Here is a 21,312-nt window from a genome sequence, read left to right as displayed (position 1 = left end):
GCTGATGACCAATAAGCAACTGGAAGACCTGAAAGAGCATTTGCCGGCAGCGCTGGCGACGTGGCAACAGTCGAAAGGTAGCAGAGTCACTGTGGGCTGGCTGCATGTGGCGAATCCTGAGGTTATTGCAACGCTGCTCACTGAGCTGGAAAAAGCACAGCAGCTCATTAAGGCGGCGGAAATCAGAGGTGTAGAAAAGTTGGCGGCCGCTTTCAAATCCTGGTCTGGCGACAGCTCTCATCTCGATTACGAAGCACAGCGGCATTGGGCCACAGCGAGCGAAGAAGCGTTGTCATTTGCTGATGACCTCCGCAATGGGGCCAATATTGAACAGGAAGGGGAGCATCATGAAGAACGTTAATTTCCTGCTGTTCGGTCTGTGCCTGGTGACTTCCACCGCGCTGGCGAATCTGAACGTGATCGCCGATGTTGGCGGCGAGGACGCTTCCCCCTATTTTGACGGCATTAACGCCCAGGGCGAGACGCCGGCGTCACCTTCTGGCCAACCCAGTGTTGGTGACGCTCAGGCCTCTATGTTGCCCGTGTCTACGCCGGAACTTTCGCCCGGTAGGGTAGCAGACAGACCGCTACAGCTGCCGGGGATTGGTGCCCTGTTTATTGTGGGCGATGACGATGCCAGCCGCAGTTGGCTGCAGGCAAATGCAGAAGGGCTCAAGTCGCGCCATGCTGCAGGGCTGGTTGTGAACGTCAGCAATCTGCCGGCCCTGCAGTCGCTGCAGGCGCTGGTAACCGGTGTAGCGATGGCGCCGGCTTCCGGCAGTGAACTGGCACGCCGCCTGCAGCTGTCAAACTACCCGGTACTCATCACCGACACCGGCCTGTCTCAGCAGGTCACGCCATGATGTCTCCGGGGCATCTCGGTGCGGCACTGATGGCGAGTCCGCTGCTGGCTGTCTTGCTTATCGGGTTGTTTATTGTGGTGATGGCCATGCTTAACCTGCGTGGCCGTGAGTCGGCCTCCGCACGGCGCCACCGGCGTTACCGTGCGACGGCCGCCCGTGTTCTGCAGCGACTGCCGCAGTTGGGCGGCGATGGCCAGCGCTTGATGTATCTGCGCAAAATCAATCCCTACGTTTTTGAAGAGCTGCTGCTCCTGGCGTTTGAACGTCAGGGGTATGCGGTTATCCGCAACCGCGCTTACAGCGGTGACGGTGGCCTGGACGGTCAGGTCATCATCGGCGACCAGAAATACCTCATCCAGGCCAAGCGTTACGGTCGAGCCATCACGCCGTCCCATATCAAGAGTTTTGGTGCGCTGTTGCGGCATCACCACTGTCAGGGTTTTTTCATTCATACCGGCCGTACCGGCCAGCTGAGCCGTGCCTTGCTGCAGAACCATCCTCACGTTCATCTGGTCAGCGGCCAGAAGTTGCTGGCGCTGCTTGCCGGCAATGCGCAGTGGCTGTCTTTTCTGCCGGAGAATACGGTAATCAAACGGAGTACCCCCAATGTCGAATCGTTCTAATTATGTTGTTGTGATCACCAGCCTTCTGTCCTCGGTGCTCAGGCTCTTGCTGGTCTGGCCCGGTGTGGTTCTGGCAATTTTTGGTTTCATTTTTTTTATCGCAACACTCTGTGATAACGGCGCGCAAAAAGCAGCCTCACGCATGGCGGACACCGCGCAGGAATACCGTGCAGCCCCTGCGGGAATGGTGATGGTGCGTCTATGTCCACACGCGGATGATCATGCATGGGAGGTGGCACCGGTACTGGAACGGGACTGTAAACCTCATCCGAAGACGTTCACTGACGTTGCAAGGCAAGAGCGGCGCGCCGTTCTCTGGATCGGGAGTGTGCTCATCGTCCTTGGCATGTTGATTGAACTGTTTTATTTGCTGTACCGCCGTCGTCAGATGGATATGAATACTGTTTACGGAAGTATCAATGCAAGGGGGGAGTATCGTGCTGTGACCTACCTCGGTGCAGCCAATACTGATGAGCGTCGTCGTTCTTCATCACGTGATGGCGGATTATCCGGGAATGACAAGGAAGGTCGCAATGAGTAACCGGCATGTGATGGAGGCCTTGCTGCGTCCGGCGGTAGAGCTCAATACTGCGATTGTATCAGGGGCCGCCGCTGTGGTCTGTGCTGTCGCACCCTGGTCGGTGGCGCTGGCGCCAGAAGTGAGTTATGTCACCGCCGGCAGCTTTGCGGTGTTGTCTGCTATTCGCGCCCGTCAGGGGATGCAGGTGATCCGCTATCGCCGCAATCTGCGCCGGCTGCCGCGGTATGTCATGACCAGCGCTCAAATCCCGGTCAGCCGGCAACGGCTGTTCCTGGGCAAGGGATTTCGCTGGCAGCAAAAACATACCCAGCGCCTGATGGATACGCGCCGGCCGGAAGTGGAAAAGTATGTCCAGCCCTCCGGAGCTTACCAGATGGCGCGCCGTCTTGAGCTGCAGACCGAATACAACATGCCCTGGTTGTCACAGCTGCTGCGCAAGGACTCCCCGCTGAATCCGGTGCGGCCGCTGCCGCCAGTAGGTGGCAATCCGGCGATTCATGGCATTGAGCCGGACGAACTCGATGTTTCGATGGCCTTGGGTGAACGCGTAGGCCACAGCCTGGTATTGGGTACCACCCGGGTCGGCAAGACCCGCCTGGCGGAGCTGCTGATCACTCAGGATATCCGCCGCGGTGATATCACCATCGTGTTTGATCCGAAAGGCGATGCTGACCTGCTGCGCCGGGTGTGGGCCGAAGCGCACCGCGCCGGTCGTGGTGACGAGCTGTACATTTTCCATCTGGGCTGGCCGGATATCTCGGCGCGATATAATGCCGTAGGTCGCTTTGAGCGTGTCTCCGAAGTCGCGGGGCGTATCTCCGGGCAGTTAAGTGGCGAGGGCAACAGTGCCGCGTTCCGCGAGTTTGCATGGCGCTTTGTGAATATCGTCGCCCGCGCCCTGGTGGCGTTGGGACAGCGCCCCGATTACACCCTCATTACCCGCTATGTGAACAACATCAGCGAGCTGTATGAGACCTATGCGAAAAAGGTCATTGAAGATCGGATGCCGGCGCTGCAGCAGCAAATCGACAATAACCTGCAGGTGCTGACGGAAGAGGATGTGCCACGCAATATGCAGGGGCAACCGAACGCGGTCAAAATTTTCGCGGTTGAAATGGCCTTGAGCTCGGAAGCCGGCAAGCAGCTGTACGACCCTATCCTGGACGGTCTGCGCAGTGCAGTGCGTTATGACCGCACCTATTTCGACAAAATCGTTGCCTCCCTGTTGCCGCTGCTGGAAAAACTCACCACCGGCAAGACGGCGGAGCTGCTGGCGCCAGATTACATGGACATGAGTGACCCGCGGCCGGTATTCGACTGGGAGCAGGTCATTCGTAAGCGGGGCGTTGTCTATATCGGGCTCGATGCGTTGTCGGACGGTGTGGTTGCCTCTGCCGTCGGCAATAGCATGTTTGCCGACCTGGTGTCAGTGGCCGGCCATATCTACAAGCATGGCATGCACGGCGGACTGCCGACCCGGGCCGATGGCAAACTGCCGATTAACCTGCACTGTGACGAGTTCAACGAGTTGATGGGCGATGAGTTCATTCCGCTGATCAACAAGGGCGGTGGCGCCGGCATGCAAGTCACGGCCTACACGCAGACCGAATCCGATATTGAGGCGCGTATCGGCAGCTCGGCCAAGGCGGCGCAGGTCACGGGTAACTTCAATACCCTCATCATGCTGCGGGTGCGCGAGAACCGCACCGCGCAGCTGCTGACCTCCCAGCTGCCGGAAGTGGACGTCTACACCAAAACCCTGGTGTCCGGGCATGCTGACACGGCTGACGTTGAGAAGGGGCAGGATTTTACATCCAGTACCCAGGACCGTGTCGGAACTGTCAAGGTTCCGCTGCTGAAAGAGGCTGACGTGATTAACCTGCCGAAAGGACAGGCGTTCGCGCTGCTGGAAGGCGGACAGCTGTGGAAAATCCGCATGCCGCTGCCGAGCGGTGATGGTGATGATGCCATGATGCCGGCGAACCTGCAGAAAATCGCCGAGGAGATGCAGCGTAACTACCGCACCAGTGAGTCTTGGTGGTCGGCAAGCCAGGTGATGCCGGATGCGGTCACCCAGGGAGGACGCAATGGCGCAGGCGGATAATACGCAGCCGCGGCAGGCGGCAGAACCCCGTAAACATGGCCTGCTGTATAACCTGCTGTGGGGCTGGCCCTGGACCCTGGTCGGGATGTTTTTCGCCTCGCTGTTCGTGAGCCTGGTGATTGAATGGGTAGGGATGGCGTTCTTCTGGCCGGAGCTGGGTGCCTCGCACAGTGAAGCGGTGATGAACACCGAGCTGGGTTACCTGTCCTCGGAGTTCACCCGCAGCCTGCTGCTGTCTGCGCCATCGGTCACGGTGACCCACTGGATTTTGGTGGCCTACCAGTGGGCGTTTGTGGACAGCGGTTTTTTGAGCTGGATACAGCAGGCGTATGAGACGCAGACGCATAGCCAGAACGCCATTGCCAGAGAGTTGAACAGCTGGAGTGGTTGGTTGGCCGGTACGCTCAAGGAATTCATGATGGCCACGGTGTATGTGACGGTGATTACCCTAGTGCGCGTGACCATTCTGGTACTGTCCATTCCGCTGTTTATTCTGGTGGTACTGGTCGCGCTGACCGAGGGGCTGGGACGGCGTGATATCCGGCGGTATGGGGCGGGGTACGAGTCCAGCTTTGTCTACCACCATGCAAAACGGATGGTCAAGCCGGCGGTGTATATCCCCTGCATGCTATACCTGTCCTGGCCGACTGCGGTGTATCCCAACCTGCTGTTGTTGCCGGCAGCGATTTTGCTGGGTATCGCCGTAACGGTGACGACGGCGAGCTTCAAGAAATACCTCTGATTTACCCTCGAGCTGGACGATGGCGTGCAAAACTTGTTTTTGTGCGTCATCGTCAGCAGACAAGCCCTGTAATAACCAGTACAGGCGCGTCAGTTATTTTCCCTGAAAATTTTCAGCTGATGAGGCTGTCCAAGCTGTGAGCATATTGTTAATGTTGTTTTTTATCTTCAAAAGGAATGAGGTATTTATGAACTTGCGAAAAATATGTGCTGCTGGACTAATGAGTATTTGCATTGGCGCTTCATTTTCCGTCAGCGCTGCTTGCTCAGAAGGTATGGCTGCAGTAACGAAATCTGGTTTTTATGCAGCCATTAACCAAAAAGATTATTCCAAAATGCAGAGTGCTGTTGAGAGTGGTAGTGAAGATGTAATCAAAAATTTGGTTCAGGCACATTCTATTATTAAAGTCCCGGAAGGAGTTGAAGTCTGTATTAAAGATCCACGAGAGGGATTTCAGTGGTATAGAAAGCACATCACCATCTCTGGGTACCCAGGCGAATATTGGATCTCGGATAAAGGGTTAAACGAAGTAAATTGATGATCTTCTTTTGCCCATCGCATAACTCGTGATGGGCAATTAAATCTTGTCCTTCTAAGCAATAACTCCCCGAAAAATTATTAAAAAGTCATAAAGAGTTATCCACTGATCTCCCGCCTTATCTATCGCACCCTGACAGCACCCTAAATCACCAAGGAGTGCTGCATGCGTATCCCCGTAGTTACCCGAGGACTGGGCGCCGGCTGTTTGCTGGGGCTGTCATTCCTCACCGCATTGCCTGCCTGTGCCGCCGAAAAAGATGAGCTGGCGTCTGCCCAGCGCATGTTGATCCAGGTACAGGCGGCGCTTGAGCGCGCACGGGTTGCGGCCGTCCAGGCCGATCCGGCTGAGCGTGGTCGTTTCTTTTTCGACTATCGCCGCGCCACCTCTGATCTCAACACCATCAATGCCGGCATCGACCGTTACCTGGAGCCGTCACGTGCACAACCGCGTGATGGCGGCTCCATCGCGGGCAATTACCGGTGGGAGCGTCCCTGATGGCCATGACCGGCGCTCAGGAACAGGCCTTCAATGCGGCCAGTGGCGGCGTTGAGATCAACGTCATGTCGCTGGTGTGCATTGGTGGGCTGTTGGCGGTGCTATTTGTCTGGGCAGCCTGGGCCTGGATTGACGTTTACGAGGGCTGGAGGAACGAAAAAGTCCCCACCAAAGCGCTGATCCGCTTCGTCCTCAAAACCGTCGTGTTGCTGGTCGTCGTTATGTGGATGTTCGCCAGCTAATGCTGGCAGGACGTTGAACCCATTACTCGTTGTTATTTTCACACTGCAATTTAAGGAACACGTTATGAATGCTGTAGTTCGTCTTTTCCGCCACTTCTCCACGCGCATTGCGGTGGCGACATCTCTGGCCATTGCGGCCAGCCAGCCGACGCAGGCCGCCTTACCACAGGTTGAGCCGCCGTCGTCCGGTGGTGGCGGCGGTCTGATGGATACCATCAAAGGTTACATTCAGGACGGAATTATCCTGGTGGGACTGGTGCTGACCGCCGTTGCATTTATCGTGGTCGCCAATGCTGCCGTTACAACATTCCACGAGGTACGGGAAGGGAAGGCGGTCTGGGGCAAATTCGCTGCCATCATCGTCACCGGTGTGGTGCTGCTCGTGGCCGTGATTTGGTTTGTCGGCAAATCTGCTGAAATCCTGTTCTAAGGGCGTTCGCCATGCAGACTATCCGATTTTTGCCCGATCGTCTTAATGCTGAACCCGTCGTATTCCGGGGATTTACCACCCCGGAGATGGTGCTGGGGGCAGCAATCGGCGTGGGCCTGGGTCTGCTCGTGTCGCTGCCGTTTCTGCTTATTGCCGGTTGGGTGGTGATCCCCACCGGCATGCTGCTCACCCCGCTGGCCGTCCTCTGGTTTGGTGGCAGCCGGCTGACGCGCCTCAAGCGCGGTAAGCCGGAGAATTATATCTGGCAGCGGCTTGAGCTGCGTAAACGTCGTATGGGGTGGGGTAATCCTACCCTGATCGTCGACCAACAGGGCTGGTCACTGCGACGCAGCCGGACTGTCAAGAGGTCTACATGAGCCGTTTTCGTCATGCGGTAAAAAACCGTGACCAGCACATCATGACGCTGCGCGCAGCATGCGGCGTGCTGGTCGTTTTTCTCCTGGTAGCCATCATTGGCTGGATGCGCGCGCCATCCAACCTGACCATCCACAATCCGCCGGATCTGCGCAGCGGCTCAACGCGCGCCTGGTGGGAAGTCCCACCCAGCACGGTCTACAGCTTCGGTTTCTATATTTTTCAGCAGCTGAATGCCTGGCCGAAGAACGGCGAAGTGGATTATCCGGCCAAAATCAATGCGCTTTCTCCTTACCTGACGCCGTCGTGTCAGCGTTTCCTTAACGCTGACGCAAAAAAACGCAGCGAGTCCGGCGAGCTGGCCGGCCGTACACGCGTGGTGTTTGAAATCCCGGATCACGGTTACAACGCCCGTTACAACCAGAGTCCGGTCGACATCAAAGGCCGGGATAACTGGGTGGTCCGTCTGGACCTGGTGGCCGATGAGACGTTTGCCGGCGAACCGGTAAAACGCGCCCTGACCCGTTATCCGCTGAAAGTGGTGCGGTCGGAAGGAGATCCAGAGCGCAATGAATTTGGTCTGGCGCTCGATTGTTACGACAGTATGCCGCAGCGCCTGGCGGCGGCACCGCCAGCGGCGGCGCCTGAGAAAAAAGGAGTCTTCCAATGATGAAAGCTCGCGTATTGGCGCTTTCTCTGAGCGTGTTGCCACTGGCAACAATGTTGGCTGTACCGGGCGTGCAGGCGGAGGAACTGATGAAGTGGGAGCGTATCCCGCTGCAGATCCCGCTGGCGGTCGGCAAGGAGCGCGTGCTGTTTGCCGATAAAAATGTCCGCGTCGGCTTCCCGCCGGCGCTCAACGGCAAGCTGCGGGTGCAAAGCAGCGGCGGGGCGGTGTATCTGAAAGCCGAGAGCGCGTTCCCGCAGACCCGCCTGCAGCTGCAGGACGTCGAAAACGGGGAAGTCATCCTGCTTGATGTTACGGCGTCCGATAAAGGCTCTACCGAGCCGGTACGTATCGTCTACAGCGGTGATGTCTCCTCGGTCAGCAGCAATCAAGACAAGCCGGCCTCCACGGAGGGTAGTAGTGCCTCGCCAGGTCAGGATGACGGCAGCCAGGCGAAGCGCAAGACCGTGAAATACAATGCGCCGTTGCCGGTGGTACTGACGCGTTACGCAGCGCAGAGCCTGTATGGCCCGGTGCGTACCGTTGAAGCCGTACCCGGCATCCATCCGGTTAATCCGCACCTGCCAAAACGCATCACCACGCTGTATCCGTCCGAGCCGGTGTCCGTCACCCCGCTGGGTGGCTGGGGTATCGGCAGCCGCAACGTGGTGGCGCTGAAAGTGAAGAATACGGCGAGCCGCAAAATCACGCTCGATCCGCGGGTATTACAGGGACAGTTTGTTACGGCGACGTTCCAGCATCGGTACCTGGGGCCGGTTGGCACGCCTGAGGACACCACCACGCTGTACCTGGTGACTGCCGGTCGCCCTGACGGCGCGTTTGTCGCCGAGCCGTCGGTAGTGCGCAAGGCGGTGAAAGCGGCGAAGAAGGGGGCAAACCATGGCTGATGTGAAATCCAATATGCTGCCGAAAGTGATCGTGTTCGGCATGCTGGCAGCGGCCGTGCTTGTCGGCCTTAAAGCCTGCAGTGGTAACAAGACTGCAGAGAAGCCGCAGCAGGCGCAGAACGTGCTGGCCAATATGTCCCCGGAAGAGCTGCGTGCGCTGGGCGTCGAAGGGGATACTCCGGAAGACACGCTGCGCACCCTGGTTGGCACGCTGCGTACCACGCGGGCGCAGCAAGCCGAGCTGCAGAAAAACATCGATAACGTGCTGAAGGAAAACGAGGCTCTGCGCAAACGCAACAGCAACGTCTCCGGCCAGGTGAATGAAGCGGTGGCCGGCTTCCAGAAACAGGCCCAACAGCGCCAACAGCAGCTGCAGGAGCAGCAACAGACGCTGATGGGGCGTATCCAGTCATTGACAGACCAGTTGGCCAGCAACAAGGACAAGGCGAAAAGTGACAGCGACATGCCGCTGGGGCTGGGACTGGACGGCATGGGCGCCGGCAGCGGCAGCGCGACGGCCGGCGACGATGGCCTGATGTGGGTCGGGCCGAAGGACCAGAAAGAAGTCGATCCGCGTAACCCGAACAGCGCCAAGGAGGGGCCGCAGTTCCCGACGTCGTTCCTGTCTGACAACGCCATCACGCGCCAGAAAGCTGCCTATGAGCAGCAAGTCAAAGGCCGCACCAATGAACAAGGGGCGGAGGAGAATGCCGAGCCGGTGTTCACCCTGCCGGAGAACTCGACCCTGGTGGGCAGTCGCGCGATGACGGCGCTGCTTGGCCGCGTTCCTATCAATGGCACCGTGACCGATCCGTACCCGTTCAAGCTGATGATCGGCAAGGACAACCTGACGGCCAACGGCATCGAACTGCCGGACGTCGAAGGGGCGATTGTCTCCGGTACCGCCAGCGGCGACTGGACGCTGTCGTGTGTGCGTGGCCAGGTCAACAGCATCACGTTCGTGTTTGCCGACGGCACGGTGCGTACCCTGCCGCACCCCGATACCAATATGAAGGCCAACAGCAATAACAACAGCGGCAACAACGGGAAGGATGTCAGCACTACCGCCGGCATCGGCTGGATTTCCGATGACAGCGGCATTCCGTGCATCGGCGGTGAACGCAAGTCGAATGCCTCCACCTACCTGCCGACCATTGCCGCCCTATCGGCCGCCAGCGCGGCCGGTGACGGTATCAGCCAGGGGCAGTACACCACACAGAATAACGTCAACGGCATTACGTCGACCATGACCGGTAATGCCGGGCAGGCGGTGCTGGGCAAGGCGCTGTCCGGCGGGATGAAAGAGACGGCAGATTGGGTGCGTGAGCGTTACGGCATGATGTTCGATGCCGTCTATGTACCACCGGGCCAGACGCTGGCGGTGCATATCACCCGCCAGCTGGCGATCGACTTTGAAACGAAAGGGCGCAAGGTGCGTTATGACGACTTCAGCCTGCCGGGCGAAGGCGGCGGCGCCGGAGGTCTGGACTAAGAGAGGAAACCATTATGAAGACAATCCGATCAGCCCTGGTCATGTTGGTGATTGGCGCCGCGCTGTCCGGCTGCTCCACCTCAAAGGAAGAGATGTTGCCGCCGGGTGACAGCACGATGCTGCAGCTCTGGCAAGGTGAAGACGGCGGCGGCTCCACGCGTAATGCGGTGGCGGCCCGGGACAGCCTGCGTCGCCCGCTGACGGAGAGCGAGAGCCAGGCCAGTGTGGCTGACGATCGCAGCTACAGCCGTACGCAGGAGAGTGAGATCAGCCAGCAGTTCCCGCGGCTGCCGAATCCCGATCTGGTGATGTACGTTTTCCCGCATCTGGCCGACGGCAACACGCCGGTACCGGGATACAGCACCGTGTTCCCGTTTTACAGCCAGGTGCAATACGCAATGCCGGGTGAACGGACGGAGGCCTACTGATGCGATTTTCCCTGTTTGATAAAAAGCGCCTGACACGCAAAAAAGCGGTGGCGCCGGCGGAGGCTGAAGCGATGACCATCACGGAAGATGGTGCGCCGTTGTCGGTGGCCGGCCGCGAAGCTCTGACCCGCCCGGGCAAGATGACCGTCCAGGACGAGAAGAAGATTTACGACGCCAATCCGTCCATCATTGATTATTTGCCCTGGGCGGAGTTTCTGGATCATGAGCAGTGCATCCTGCTTGATGACGGCGTATCCGTCGGTGCGGTTTATGAAGTCACTCCCGTGGCGACGGAAGGGCGAACCACCGACCAGTTGGAGAAGATGCGTGACACGGTGGAAGACGCCCTGCAGGACTCGTTTGATGAGCATGATCAGAACCCCTGGGTGGTGCAGTTTTTCTGCCAGGATGAAGACAATGTTGATGCCTACCTGAGTCGCCTGCGCGGCTATATCAAGCCGCACGCCCGGGGCTCACAATTGACCGAGTCCTGGCTGCAGGAAACCGAGCGACACCTGCGGGGTATCGCACGGCCGGAAGGGCTGTTCAAGGATACGCTGATCACAGACCAGCCCTGGCGTGGCCAGCAGCGTCGCACGCGCATGGTTGTGTACCGCTGGATTGGTAAAGTCAATACCGACCCGATGCCACCGGTTGCCATGCTGAACCAGACCTGTGAACGGCTGACCGGCGCACTGAACGGAGCCGGTGTGGCTTGTGTACGGCAAAATGGCGCGCAGGTGCATGACTGGATGCTGCGTCACTTCAACCCGAACCCGGAATGGGTAGATAAAAATACCCTGTACCGTGAGGCGGCCTATTTCGACAGCCGCGATACGCCGGAAGGCACGATGCCGGTACAAAACGATTTTGCCGAAACACTGTGGTTTACGCCGCCGGTGTCCGATCCGGACCACGGCGTGTGGTGGTTTGATAATCAGGCGCACTGCGCCATCCCTGTCGAGAAGCTGCGTCGCGCGCCGGAGCCAGGGACCATTACCGGGGAGATGAAGCGCGGTGAGAAGAAAATCAATGCGCTGATGGACATGTTCCCGGAGGGGACGATGGTCTGCATGACCATCGTGGCACAGCCGCAGGACACGCTGGAAAACGACTTTAACAAGCTGTCGAAAAATGCCGTCGGCGAGAACACCGAGTCCGGGCGTGTGCGCCAGGATGTGGCACAGGTTAAGGAATACCTGGGCAACCGGCACAAGCTGTATCGCGCCGGCATTACCTTTTTGCTGCGCGCCGGCGACCTGACGGCGCTTAACCACAAACGCGTAGAGCTGACGAATGTGCTGCTCGGCGCCGGCCTGCAGCCGGTGCGTCCGGAGTTCGATGTGGCGCCGCTCAATACCTACCTGCGTGCACTGCCGATGTGTTTTAACCCGGAAACAGACAAAAAGCACTGGTACACCCGCCTGACCTTTGTGCAGCACCTTGCCGGCCTGTTGCCGGTCACCGGCCGAGAAACCGGCACCGGTAACCCTGGCCTGAGCTTCTTTAACCGCGGCGGTGACCTGCTGACAGTCGATCCGTTAAATAAGGATGACCGCAGTCAGAACGCCCATATGTTGTTTTTTGGCCCTACCGGCGCCGGCAAGTCAGCAACGCTCTGTGCGGCGACGACACAACTGATGGCCGTACACCGGCCGCGTCTGTTCATCGCCGAGGCCGGTAACTCGTTTGGCCTGCAGGCGGATTATTTTGAAAGTCAGGGGCTGACGGTCAACAAGATCAGCATCAAGCCCGGCAGCGGCGTGTCACTGCCGCCGTTCTCGTTTGCGCACAAGCTGATTGAGGAGCTCAGTTCACTGGAGCTGGACGAGAGCGAGCTGCGCGATATCGATGCCGATGATGAGGACGAGGATAAACGCGATTACCTGGGTGAGATGGAAATCTCGGCGCGCATGATGATCACCGGCGGCGATCCGAAGGAAGAAGCCGAGCTCAAGCGTGCCGATCGGGCGATGATCCGCGAGGCGCTCCTGATGGCCGCACAGACGGCCTACGATGAGCAGCGACAGATGTTGCCGTCCGACCTGCAGAACGCACTGTATGACATCGGCAATGACACGAGTAACGAAAAACGTAACCCGCAGCGCCGGGCAAAAGCGGCGGAAATGGCCGAGGCGCTGGGCATGTTCACCCAGCCTGGCTCCTTTGAGGCCGAGCTGTTCAACCGTGAAGGCTCGCTGTGGCCAGAAGCGGATGTGACGCTGATTGACCTGGGGCATCTGGCGCGTGAGGGGTATGAAGCGCAGATGGCTCTGACGATGGTGAGCCTGACCAACACCATCAACAACATTGCCGAGCGTGACCAATACTCGGAGCGGGATATCGTCTTTGTGGTCGATGAAGCGCACATTGTGACGGTCAACCCGCTGCTGTCGCCGTATATGACCAAGATCGTCAAGATGTGGCGTAAACTCGGGGCCTGGCTGTGGTTGGCCACGCAGAACTTAAAAGACTTCCCGGACATTGCCGAGAAGATGCTCAACATGGCCGAATGGTGGGTGTGTCTGACCATGCCACCGGAGGAGGTGAAGGATATCGCCCGCTTCAAGGCGCTGACGGCTGAGCAGGAATCGGTGCTGCTGTCGGCCAGCAAGCTGTCCAGGTGTTACACCGAAGGCGTCATTTTGTCGAAAAAAGTGGAAGCGTTGTTCCGGGCCGTGCCGCCTAGCCTCTACCTGGCGCTGGGGATGACCGAGAAGGAAGAGAAGGCGGAGCGCCGTGCGTTGATGCAGGAATTTGGTTGCACCGAGCTGGAAGCTGCGTTCAAGGTGGCGCACAAACTTGACCGCCTGCGCGGTCTGGTTGCCAATGACGAGGAAGCGGGGAGCCAGGCTGCATGATGACGTTGAAATACCCCGAGCCGGCTGTCCGTCCCCAGGAAGTGCCGTCACAGGGCGCCGGCCTGTTTACGCTGCCGCCCCAGGGGGCAGCAACCATCAGTCAGACGGATGCGCAGGCACTCAGGACGCTGTGTGATGCGCTCCGTGAGCGGTTATTGGGGCGGGTTGTGCTGACGGCACACCCGCACCGTATCGGGAGCCGGACCAGCGTGGCGCTGCACCTGGAAGGCCGTTTGGGGCAATCTGTCGATATCCTGGTAACGGTGACAGGCACCACTTCCTGGCCACAGCCCGAGGAGTACGATCATCCTCGCTGGTACATTACCGTGCCGGACGCGGCGGATGTGGTGTACCTGCTGCTCCACCTGAGCGATCTGTGCGAACGTTTTCAGGTCAACTAGTTGCGTCTATACTTACTGTGAACTTGTGACAAATTGCCAAAATGCTCATCACTTTCACCGGCCCTTGGGCCGGTTTTTTTGTTTGTGACGGTATTGGGATGGTGTCACACCTTTGAATCGTCGAAAAGCTCTGACCAGATTATTGCTGTAACGGAAACCCACCTTTTCCGACAATAGATAAAGGGGTTCGTCTGTTTCAACAAGTAACCGTTCCAACAGCTGCATTCTAGTAAAAAACAGATATTTATAAGGAGGCATACCAAATGTATTTTTAAATATCCGTGAGAAATGAAATTTACTGAGAGACGCAGCTGAGGCCATCCCATCAAGGGACAGTTCGGTGTGCAAATGGGCTAGGATATAATCCTGTATAGCAGTTTTTTTTGCTGAGGAAAATACCACTCCAGTAGGCAACTCAACCGTATTAACACCAGCGTAGTGTTTCAGAATATGAAGCGAAAGCAATGCAGCTATAGCATCGCCGTAAGGCCGCCCTAGGAGGCTGGGAGCCGCCATTTCTGTTTGCAATTCCAACGCCAGCTTTAACATAAAATCATCGACTACGCCCATTCTAGGTGTCAGTGTCACCGGAGTCCCAACGTCATGGCTCTGAGCATCCACTTCCAGAACCTTAGCCGGCAACAAAATACGGCAAATCTGCGAGTCACGCTGCACGCAACTCCTACTATTCCAACGCCAAGATGAGCCTGTTCCACCCGCAGGAGCGATATACCATTCGTTGTTTCTCTTGGTGTATTTACGCCATGGCTCTTGGTTAAAACTGACTTCACCACTTTCCGGCCCGCCACGATACAACACCAGTTGGTGCTGTGTCGTGGCAGGCCGGTGACATTCATTCGCATACAAGGGCTGTCGGTGAACCAAGGCGAAAATATTTAGCCATCCACAGCCCCCAGAGTCAGCTATCACATCTTCCGGCGGAAGCCTAAAATGGCGGGCAATTTCAAATTCGTTATGATGTCCCTGAAAATCATTCATATACATATCCCCTTTGCTCATCAGCTTGTGGGAGTAAAGTATAGCATTCAGTTCACATTTATTTTTGCATGTCCCTTGCGATCCCATGCTGAGCTTTACCCTTGTGATTAAACATGAACCAAGCCAAAGCAGCTGAAAAAGCACATAATATAAATGAAATAGAAGCGATTGATGCAAACCCCAGATGATTAAAGATATAACCGTAAACTAAGCCCCCAATCATCGTCCCACCATAGGATAACGCACTGTATATGCCAAGCGTGGCCGTTTTATAACCAACACTCAATCTAATAAGCAGACTGACGATAACGTTAAGACCAAAATGATTTACCGCTCCCCAAAGAAAACAAGCTGCCAGCAGCAAATAAAGACTAGCGCCGCTAAACGCTAAAATAGAATAGATGATTGAAATCGCCATGAAAATCATGCTAGCCGAGGACTGAGGGCTGAATTTGTCGATCCAATGAGATTTAAGACTCGCTAACCCGAAACCAACTCCATAAGCCATAGTAATCAAACCAGCTAAAGTTGCATTGTTATAGAAACTGTTTCTGGCGAAAGTCCCGACAAATGAATATAAGCCGTAAAATGAGGTCATGTATAACAAGGTGATAGCAAACATCACTAAAATGTTAGGGCGTTTACAGTATTCCTTAAATGGAAAGCCGCTTTTCTCCGACGACGGACTGATCACCGGTAATCGCCTGCTGAAAAACAGAAACAGCAGACCCAGTACCGCCAAAACTACATACGATACCCGCCAATTGGTGAAGTCAGAAGTTATCGCAGAGAGTGGAATACCAATAACCATTGCCAGAGACCAACCGGTAATTACTTTTCCAAGTGCGGCAGATGCCTCACCTTCTGGGGCGACATACGACGTTACCGCATAAATGGCAGGTAGCATCAAGCCAGCTGCCACCCCTGTTAAAGCTTGTGCAATCGTAAGTATCCACCACGATGTTGCCCCGGCACTCAACGCCACCCCAACTACCAGTAGTATAGTGGCATAACGTATTGACCTTGTTACACCTATTTTCCCTGCATAGGGTGCCAAGAATAATGAGGAAAGAGCAGTTGCTCCACCATAAGCGGAAATAGCTCGGGATATTTGCGTTGTCGATGCGGACAAACTCGAAGCTATATCATTCAAAATAGGGCTGATAAGAAATGAATTACAGCCAATAATCGCTACGGCGACCATGAGGATAATAATGTTGGTGTCCGGTTTTTTACTTGAAAACATCACCACTCCTTAACTGAATGTTCTCATCACCTCTAGGTTTTGAGGGTGAGATCCTATTTTTGTATATCTCACCATCTTTCATTATAAATAATAGGTGCTCCTGTCTTCCTAGCGTTGAGATATCCGCAGATGGGTCCTTGTCGTAAATCAGTAAGTCGGCAATTGCGCCTGCCTTAATAATCCCGGCTTCCCCTTCCAATCCTATTGAAGCTGCATTATTGGCTGTGCAAGCCTGAATGGCTTCCAGGGGTGAGTATTCACCATAACGAACCAGCATCTCCGGCTCACTAGCATGATGAACACCGTAAGCCATTGATGGTGAATTTCCAGTATCCGTACCGCACATTACGGGAATACCGAATGATTTAAATTTCCTTAAATTATTTACTGCGCTATCAAAATTATATTTCATACGTGTCAATTCTTTGGCTGGGATCCCAAGAGTTTTCGCGTTAGTAATAAAATGGTCTAATGCGGTGAGTGTGGGCATAATAGGGATCTGTTTTTCAGCAACTGCTGCCAAATCAGCCTCCGTCGCCAAATCGGCATGCATAATCCAATCGACTCCCGACTGTGCGGCGATAAATGTTGCCCCAGCGCCACGAGCATGGATTGTCACACGGGTATTGCGCCGATGTGCTTCGGCAACAACCGCCGTTAGTTCCTCCTGCGAAAGTGTCAAGCTGTCCCCCCATGTGCTATCCGCGATCTTAATCAAATCAACCCCGTGCTTACATTGGCGCCTAACTTCTGTGATCATCTCCGTCAAACTGTTAGCCAGCACCCCCAGAGAATGTTCCGGGCTACCTGTCCAGGAAGGCTCAGGATCCGATATGCTGCCGTAAGTAGAAATAAAACGGCTTCCGGCATAAACACGTGGCCCACATATCATGCCTTCATTAATTGCATCCCTAATGGCAACATCCGTAAACCATGCTCCGCCCGGAACCGATATGCCTGTAACGCCGGACATCAATACCATTTTGGCGTTGCGTGCGGCCTTTAACGCACCATATTCAGCACTAAACGTGCCGCGATGGTGATCGTTATCAGCCTCATCCGGGTAGCCAAATGAAAGGTGGCAATGGCCGTCGATCAATCCTGGCATCAACCACATTCCACTGGCATCAATAGTCTGATCATATTGTTCATCAGGCACCTGATGATGTTCATCAGTAGTGATGCATTGAATTTTTCCATCATCTATCACTATAGCCTTGGCTAAATAAGCTTTCCTATTGTCACCAGTTATTACCATGGCATTTTTAATGAGCGTGCTACGCGTGTGCATATGATTTCTCCTTCAGGGCATTAAGAAATGTTTCAGCGACCAGCTTTGTTGAAGCCGTATTTTGCCCTGTGATCAACTCTCTGTCGGTAACCACGAATGGCTCCCAATCACTTCCCTTTGAAAAGATTGTGCCCGCCGCTACCAAGCCCTGTTCCACACTTGTCTCCAACTGCCGTCCTACCTCGGTGTTCAACTCTTCCGTGGAGCTGAATGATGTCACCTGATATCCTTGGTAAATAAATGTCGACAACAGTTTCGTGCTTAACAAGGCTGTTGGAGCATGGCAAAACAGTGCCGTGGGCTTTTGCCATGTATGAAATAACATCAGTAAATTCGCTGTTAACCGACAATCGGTAAGGTCAACAATAGGCGCATAACCACCTGGGAAAAACACCCCGGCATAGCTCAAAAGAGAGTGGTCAGATAACCCACGCAATGCTAAAACCTGACCAGAATCGATAGCGCGAGCTTTGGTAGCCAGCGCAGATGAGAATTCCGCATTGTTCGACCAGGAAAGACATTTACCATCATTATCTACTGCAATGCTGTCAGGATCCGCTACAGGTTTTTTCCCTAGAGGCGTGGCGATATCTATCTGCCATCCATGCTCCAGAAACATTTGATAAGGTACAGCGAACTCTTCTAACCAATACCCAGTTTTACGCACTACTCCATCTTGCCCAACAATTTGAGATGCCTCTGACATCACAAATAAAATCTTCTTGTCAGTCATGCTGTTACTCCTGTTTGCATACGATTTTGTAACCATAGCACCATCGATTAGGCGTGCATCCTGGGTTATGCACTGTGTGCAAACAATTAGGTTTGACCGTAATTTCTTTATTTCTTTCCAGCTTTTTCATACCGTCAGGAAAACCAAAGGTTAGATGGCCATCCAATAGCATGACAACTTCCTCCACCGGGTGAATAATCCCCGGCCAATCTTTCCCAGGTGGATCGTGCCAGAGAAAAAAATTGTAGCCCCGTAGTTCCCAGTTTTCCCTGATAGTCTCAATGTTCATCATGCCCCCAGTTCGCTAAGCTAATTGATCAAAGATTGTTATAATGTCAAAGTAATGCCTGATATAAATATCCTTTTCTACAGATGTATCTGTGATTAAAACAGAACGAAAAGCTACCGACCGTCCTGTCGATGGGATACATCCATCAGCAACATTAAGACTGCCTAAATGAGTTCCACGCCATAACAATTCATGGCATGAGAATTTATTAATTAATGTTTCATTTAGTATCTCGACCGTCATATCAGGAAATGCTTGCATCCATTCCATTGACAACTTCTCGATATCCGAAATGGAATTGGCTTTTATTCCCGTGCTTATCTCTTCAAAATAAATCCCATTGCAATCCTGTATGTTAATCATATCGATAAAGTTCATATTTACCCACCTATAGCTTGTCAATCTGATTTACATGAACTGATTGATTTAATGCTTCATCTATCGACTCATTAAGCAATTCCAGAATGCATGGGAGCCATTCTTTATGTGAGGGTTTCATAAGACATGCCCGTAAACACAGAACCGAATCTGCATCCCAATAAGAATTATCAAACGAACCATTTTCAGCTATCAGCTTTTTGGGAATGGACGCCAATGCCAAATGAATGTTTCGCTGTGCCGCTTTTTCAAAAACAATCTGTGACAGGGCCGAACTGATACTCGCTCTAGTGCTATTTAATATCCATAAAACAATATCAAGTTCAGGTGGTAAAATGGGATGCGTGTATGAATGCTTCTCAAGCCAAGTGTGAAGCATCAATGCAGCTTCGCGACCAGACTCAAGTGCAACGGAAAACTCACCACCAACTTCGAGCGGCATCAACTGCTGCGTCGCCCATAGCGCGGCAGCAGAGGAGCCCGGTCGCGAACATTCGAGGCTGATTTCGCCGAGATGCAACTCATCGGAGCTAAAATAAGTATATGGCGAGTCATGCTTGTAGAAACTGCCTACACTAACGTCCTTGAATATAATACAACCACAGCCATAAGGCTGCATACCATGTTTATGAGGATCGACTACGATTGAATCGGCTGATGCTAAATTCGAGAATGCTCGAGTTGCCGGCATCGACAGATTTCTGCACAATGTAAAATACCCGCCATATGCAGAATCCACATGAATGCGAAAATCATAGCGTTCTTTTAACCTCACAATCTCGTCAAGAGGATCGACAGTACCACAGGCCGTGGTGCCAAGAGTGACAATCACAGTACCTACCTTCCCTTGTTGCAGCAATAATTCTAACGCTGGCACATCTATCATGCCACGCGAGTCACAAGCGACCGTCTCAAAGTCTAATGTCAACACATTGCTGATTCTTTCATGGGTATAGTGAGCCAATTCAGATGCCACTACACATTTTTGTGGGTGAATCTTCTTTGCGATCCATAACGCTTCAAGGTTAGCAAATGTTCCTCCACTGGTTAAATGGCCAATGTGGCTACCCCAGCCAAACATTCTAGCGATTTCTTCAACACATATTTTCTCAAGTGCTGAGGTCGCTTTTCCACCGTCTAACGCATGATTGTTCGGGTTTATATATAGGCACAAAGAATATGCTAAGCGAGCGATAGGGTGCGGTGGTTTCAGCATCTGCCCCAAATAATAGGGGTGAAAGTAAGGATAATTATTTACGAGTTTTTCTGTTAGTGCCCCAAGAACAGTCGCCATCCGCTCATCATCAGCCACATCTTTATACGGTGGTAAATAAGAAAACTCATTCCCTAGCGATGTCACACAATTCTTTAATAGCATTATTTCTGATGATTCAAACATAAGTGCCTCTTTGCTGATTATTCAGTCCTTATGGATGAGATGCGTTTGTTTTTAAAATCTGCCAACACGTCTGTGGCCGGTGTGTTAGAATTTCCAGTTCTTAGACTTTTTTTACTCTCGACAAACTTATCACAAACATGAATATGAGATGAGTAAGCTTTATCCACCGACAAAACAAAATTTTCGTATTCCTCACCAAAAAAATCATGCATTTTTTCTTTGTTTTTTCTGAATTTTGCCATAGCTCTGACCATATAAGCATGGTCCATGCTTCCTAATCCGCTAAACTTATCCGGCATCGAGGGTCTGATGATCTTTTCATAATCTCCCTGGGGGAAATCTGCAGCAAAACGCATAGCTAATGCTGAAATTTTCATCATTTCAGCAGCTCTACGCAGTGCCTGCTTTCCCTGATTTTTCTTTCCCTCCTGATAACAGTATTCAATATCATTCAAGGCTAATAATGTGCTCTGTATGAAAATAAAAAATATTTGATGTCCCACATGCCACCTGAGCGTTGATGAGTGAATCATATTTCCTCCTTGTTTTCTGACTCCTGAAGATAATCAACACCAATGAAAATTGCATGATGAATACCCTTAATTAATGTGTCTAGCTCAATATCGCTTAGGGAGGAATTATGCTGGTTTACATCTTCGATGAGCATTACTGCACAATCAATACCATTATTAATGAAGGTTTCCATCAGGTTTGATTCGTTTCTTCTTACGTCAAAGTATTCATCAAAAACCCTAAATGCCTCATTGGAGTCGACCTTGTTGCCTGTATCGTAAAAACACAAGTCCTGTTGAGCAGCTCGATAATCCGCAGTACTCGAGGTGACACCCCAACTTATTTTATTCAATTTATCTAGCGCAGACTTAATTGCATCATTTTTTTTGACACTGCCACGCTGAGAAATTAGCGCTTGCGGCATTGGCAATATGTTCATACTCATCTCCCTAAAACAAATACCTATTGATTTATAGTAGGTTTGAAAGCACTGGGATTATCCGATATTGCTTAATAACTATCCCTGCTTGCTAAAGTGGCATCACACTAGGAGGAAATGGCGATATGGAGGTAGAATGTATCCCGACTGACCCTACCCAAAAAATCGCGTAACATTCAGCAATAGAATTTCGGCATGATAAGTACTCCCCTGACCGGAGATGGTGCCGATGATGACGTGCTGGCCAGCTATCAGGAGTGGGGCATCGATTTTCATTTGCCTCCTCGTATGCGATGCTTAGCCCCTCATGAA

Annotated in this window: 26 protein-coding genes; 17 read left to right on the top strand and 9 right to left on the bottom strand. The window is 53.5% G+C overall.

Annotated elements, in window-relative coordinates:
- Positions 1–4 precede the first annotated feature (4 nt).
- From ACU8XX_RS22325 to ACU8XX_RS22245, 17 genes are all read left to right on the top strand, one after another.
- The gene (locus ACU8XX_RS22325; RefSeq protein ID WP_446908363.1) at positions 5–361 is read left to right on the top strand and encodes a hypothetical protein; all 357 of its coding nucleotides are present in this window, start codon (positions 5–7) and stop codon (positions 359–361) included.
- Positions 348–863: an integrating conjugative element protein gene (locus tag ACU8XX_RS22320; RefSeq protein ID WP_446908362.1), complete on the top strand. Its 516-nt coding sequence runs from the start codon at positions 348–350 to the stop codon at positions 861–863. The genes ACU8XX_RS22325 and ACU8XX_RS22320 overlap by 14 nt, the downstream gene beginning before the upstream one ends.
- A complete protein-coding gene (locus tag ACU8XX_RS22315) occupies positions 860–1,486 on the top strand; it encodes a restriction endonuclease (protein WP_446908361.1) in 627 nt (208 codons plus the stop codon). The genes ACU8XX_RS22320 and ACU8XX_RS22315 overlap by 4 nt, the downstream gene beginning before the upstream one ends.
- Positions 1,470–2,027, top strand: a complete 558-nt coding sequence (locus ACU8XX_RS22310) for a hypothetical protein (protein ID WP_446908360.1) — start codon at positions 1,470–1,472, stop codon at positions 2,025–2,027. Before ACU8XX_RS22315 ends, ACU8XX_RS22310 begins: the two co-directional genes overlap by 17 nt.
- The gene (traD, locus tag ACU8XX_RS22305) at positions 2,020–4,131 is read left to right on the top strand and encodes a type IV conjugative transfer system coupling protein TraD (protein ID WP_446908359.1); all 2,112 of its coding nucleotides are present in this window, start codon (positions 2,020–2,022) and stop codon (positions 4,129–4,131) included. The genes ACU8XX_RS22310 and traD overlap by 8 nt, the downstream gene beginning before the upstream one ends.
- Positions 4,115–4,873: a TIGR03747 family integrating conjugative element membrane protein gene (locus ACU8XX_RS22300; protein WP_446908358.1), complete on the top strand. Its 759-nt coding sequence runs from the start codon at positions 4,115–4,117 to the stop codon at positions 4,871–4,873. The genes traD and ACU8XX_RS22300 overlap by 17 nt, the downstream gene beginning before the upstream one ends.
- Positions 4,874–5,060: 187 nt before the next feature.
- Positions 5,061–5,411: a hypothetical protein gene (locus ACU8XX_RS22295; protein WP_203067157.1), complete on the top strand. Its 351-nt coding sequence runs from the start codon at positions 5,061–5,063 to the stop codon at positions 5,409–5,411.
- Positions 5,412–5,576: 165 nt separating this feature from the next.
- A complete protein-coding gene (locus ACU8XX_RS22290; RefSeq protein ID WP_446908357.1) occupies positions 5,577–5,909 on the top strand; it encodes an integrative conjugative element protein, RAQPRD family in 333 nt (110 codons plus the stop codon).
- Positions 5,909–6,151 carry a TIGR03758 family integrating conjugative element protein gene (locus ACU8XX_RS22285; protein WP_446908356.1) on the top strand — a complete coding sequence of 81 codons (243 nt, stop codon included), beginning with the start codon at positions 5,909–5,911 and terminating at the stop codon, positions 6,149–6,151. The genes ACU8XX_RS22290 and ACU8XX_RS22285 overlap by 1 nt, the downstream gene beginning before the upstream one ends.
- A gap of 64 nt (positions 6,152–6,215) precedes the next feature.
- The gene (locus ACU8XX_RS22280; protein ID WP_446908355.1) at positions 6,216–6,581 is read left to right on the top strand and encodes a TIGR03745 family integrating conjugative element membrane protein; all 366 of its coding nucleotides are present in this window, start codon (positions 6,216–6,218) and stop codon (positions 6,579–6,581) included.
- Positions 6,582–6,592: 11 nt separating this feature from the next.
- Positions 6,593–6,958 (top strand): TIGR03750 family conjugal transfer protein, encoded by a 366-nt coding sequence (locus tag ACU8XX_RS22275; protein ID WP_446908354.1) that lies wholly within the window; start codon positions 6,593–6,595, stop codon positions 6,956–6,958.
- The gene (locus ACU8XX_RS22270) at positions 6,955–7,626 is read left to right on the top strand and encodes a PFL_4703 family integrating conjugative element protein (RefSeq protein WP_446908353.1); all 672 of its coding nucleotides are present in this window, start codon (positions 6,955–6,957) and stop codon (positions 7,624–7,626) included. The genes ACU8XX_RS22275 and ACU8XX_RS22270 overlap by 4 nt, the downstream gene beginning before the upstream one ends.
- Positions 7,623–8,531: a TIGR03749 family integrating conjugative element protein gene (locus ACU8XX_RS22265; protein WP_446908352.1), complete on the top strand. Its 909-nt coding sequence runs from the start codon at positions 7,623–7,625 to the stop codon at positions 8,529–8,531. The genes ACU8XX_RS22270 and ACU8XX_RS22265 overlap by 4 nt, the downstream gene beginning before the upstream one ends.
- A complete protein-coding gene (locus ACU8XX_RS22260; protein WP_446908351.1) occupies positions 8,524–10,023 on the top strand; it encodes a TIGR03752 family integrating conjugative element protein in 1,500 nt (499 codons plus the stop codon). The genes ACU8XX_RS22265 and ACU8XX_RS22260 overlap by 8 nt, the downstream gene beginning before the upstream one ends.
- A 14-nt stretch (positions 10,024–10,037) precedes the next feature.
- Positions 10,038–10,451, top strand: coding sequence for a TIGR03751 family conjugal transfer lipoprotein (locus ACU8XX_RS22255; protein WP_411841744.1), 414 nt, complete (start codon positions 10,038–10,040; stop codon positions 10,449–10,451).
- On the top strand, positions 10,451–13,312 hold the full coding sequence (locus ACU8XX_RS22250) for a conjugative transfer ATPase (RefSeq protein ID WP_446908350.1): 2,862 nt from the start codon (positions 10,451–10,453) through the stop codon (positions 13,310–13,312). The genes ACU8XX_RS22255 and ACU8XX_RS22250 overlap by 1 nt, the downstream gene beginning before the upstream one ends.
- Complete coding sequence (locus ACU8XX_RS22245; protein WP_326003520.1) at positions 13,309–13,713, top strand: acetyltransferase; 405 nt, start codon at positions 13,309–13,311, stop codon at positions 13,711–13,713. Before ACU8XX_RS22250 ends, ACU8XX_RS22245 begins: the two co-directional genes overlap by 4 nt.
- Before the next feature lie 54 nt (positions 13,714–13,767).
- Here the strand turns inward: ACU8XX_RS22245 and ACU8XX_RS22240 are convergent, their stop codons facing one another.
- Genes ACU8XX_RS22240 through ACU8XX_RS22200 form a run of 9 tightly spaced genes read right to left on the bottom strand, consistent with a single transcriptional unit; the run spans position 13,768 to position 21,000 of the window.
- Positions 13,768–14,712: a helix-turn-helix domain-containing protein gene (locus ACU8XX_RS22240; protein WP_446908349.1), complete on the bottom strand. Its 945-nt coding sequence runs from the start codon at positions 14,710–14,712 to the stop codon at positions 13,768–13,770.
- 58 nt (positions 14,713–14,770) lie between these two features.
- Complete coding sequence (locus ACU8XX_RS22235) at positions 14,771–15,958, bottom strand: MFS transporter (protein WP_446908348.1); 1,188 nt, start codon at positions 15,956–15,958, stop codon at positions 14,771–14,773.
- Positions 15,945–17,249: an amidohydrolase family protein gene (locus ACU8XX_RS22230; RefSeq protein WP_446908347.1), complete on the bottom strand. Its 1,305-nt coding sequence runs from the start codon at positions 17,247–17,249 to the stop codon at positions 15,945–15,947. The genes ACU8XX_RS22235 and ACU8XX_RS22230 overlap by 14 nt, the downstream gene beginning before the upstream one ends.
- Positions 17,236–17,982, bottom strand: a complete 747-nt coding sequence (locus ACU8XX_RS22225; protein ID WP_446908346.1) for a type 1 glutamine amidotransferase domain-containing protein — start codon at positions 17,980–17,982, stop codon at positions 17,236–17,238. The genes ACU8XX_RS22230 and ACU8XX_RS22225 overlap by 14 nt, the downstream gene beginning before the upstream one ends.
- 4 nt (positions 17,983–17,986) lie before the next feature.
- Positions 17,987–18,274 carry a hypothetical protein gene (locus tag ACU8XX_RS22220; protein ID WP_446908345.1) on the bottom strand — a complete coding sequence of 96 codons (288 nt, stop codon included), beginning with the start codon at positions 18,272–18,274 and terminating at the stop codon, positions 17,987–17,989.
- A 12-nt stretch (positions 18,275–18,286) separates the two neighbouring features.
- Entirely contained in the window at positions 18,287–18,649 is a 363-nt protein-coding gene (locus ACU8XX_RS22215; protein ID WP_446908344.1) for a hypothetical protein, read from the bottom strand.
- 10 nt (positions 18,650–18,659) lie between these two features.
- A complete protein-coding gene (locus ACU8XX_RS22210; protein WP_446908343.1) occupies positions 18,660–20,048 on the bottom strand; it encodes a pyridoxal phosphate-dependent decarboxylase family protein in 1,389 nt (462 codons plus the stop codon).
- A gap of 17 nt (positions 20,049–20,065) precedes the next feature.
- On the bottom strand, positions 20,066–20,581 hold the full coding sequence (locus tag ACU8XX_RS22205; RefSeq protein ID WP_446908342.1) for a hypothetical protein: 516 nt from the start codon (positions 20,579–20,581) through the stop codon (positions 20,066–20,068).
- Positions 20,578–21,000, bottom strand: a complete 423-nt coding sequence (locus ACU8XX_RS22200) for a hypothetical protein (RefSeq protein ID WP_446908341.1) — start codon at positions 20,998–21,000, stop codon at positions 20,578–20,580. The genes ACU8XX_RS22205 and ACU8XX_RS22200 overlap by 4 nt, the downstream gene beginning before the upstream one ends.
- Positions 21,001–21,312: the final 312 nt, after the last annotated feature.

The sequence above is a fragment of the Escherichia sp. MAL-1 genome, from assembly GCF_052948035.1.
Note: the sequence above shows the minus strand (reverse complement) of the source record. Positions and strands in the feature narration are given on the sequence as shown.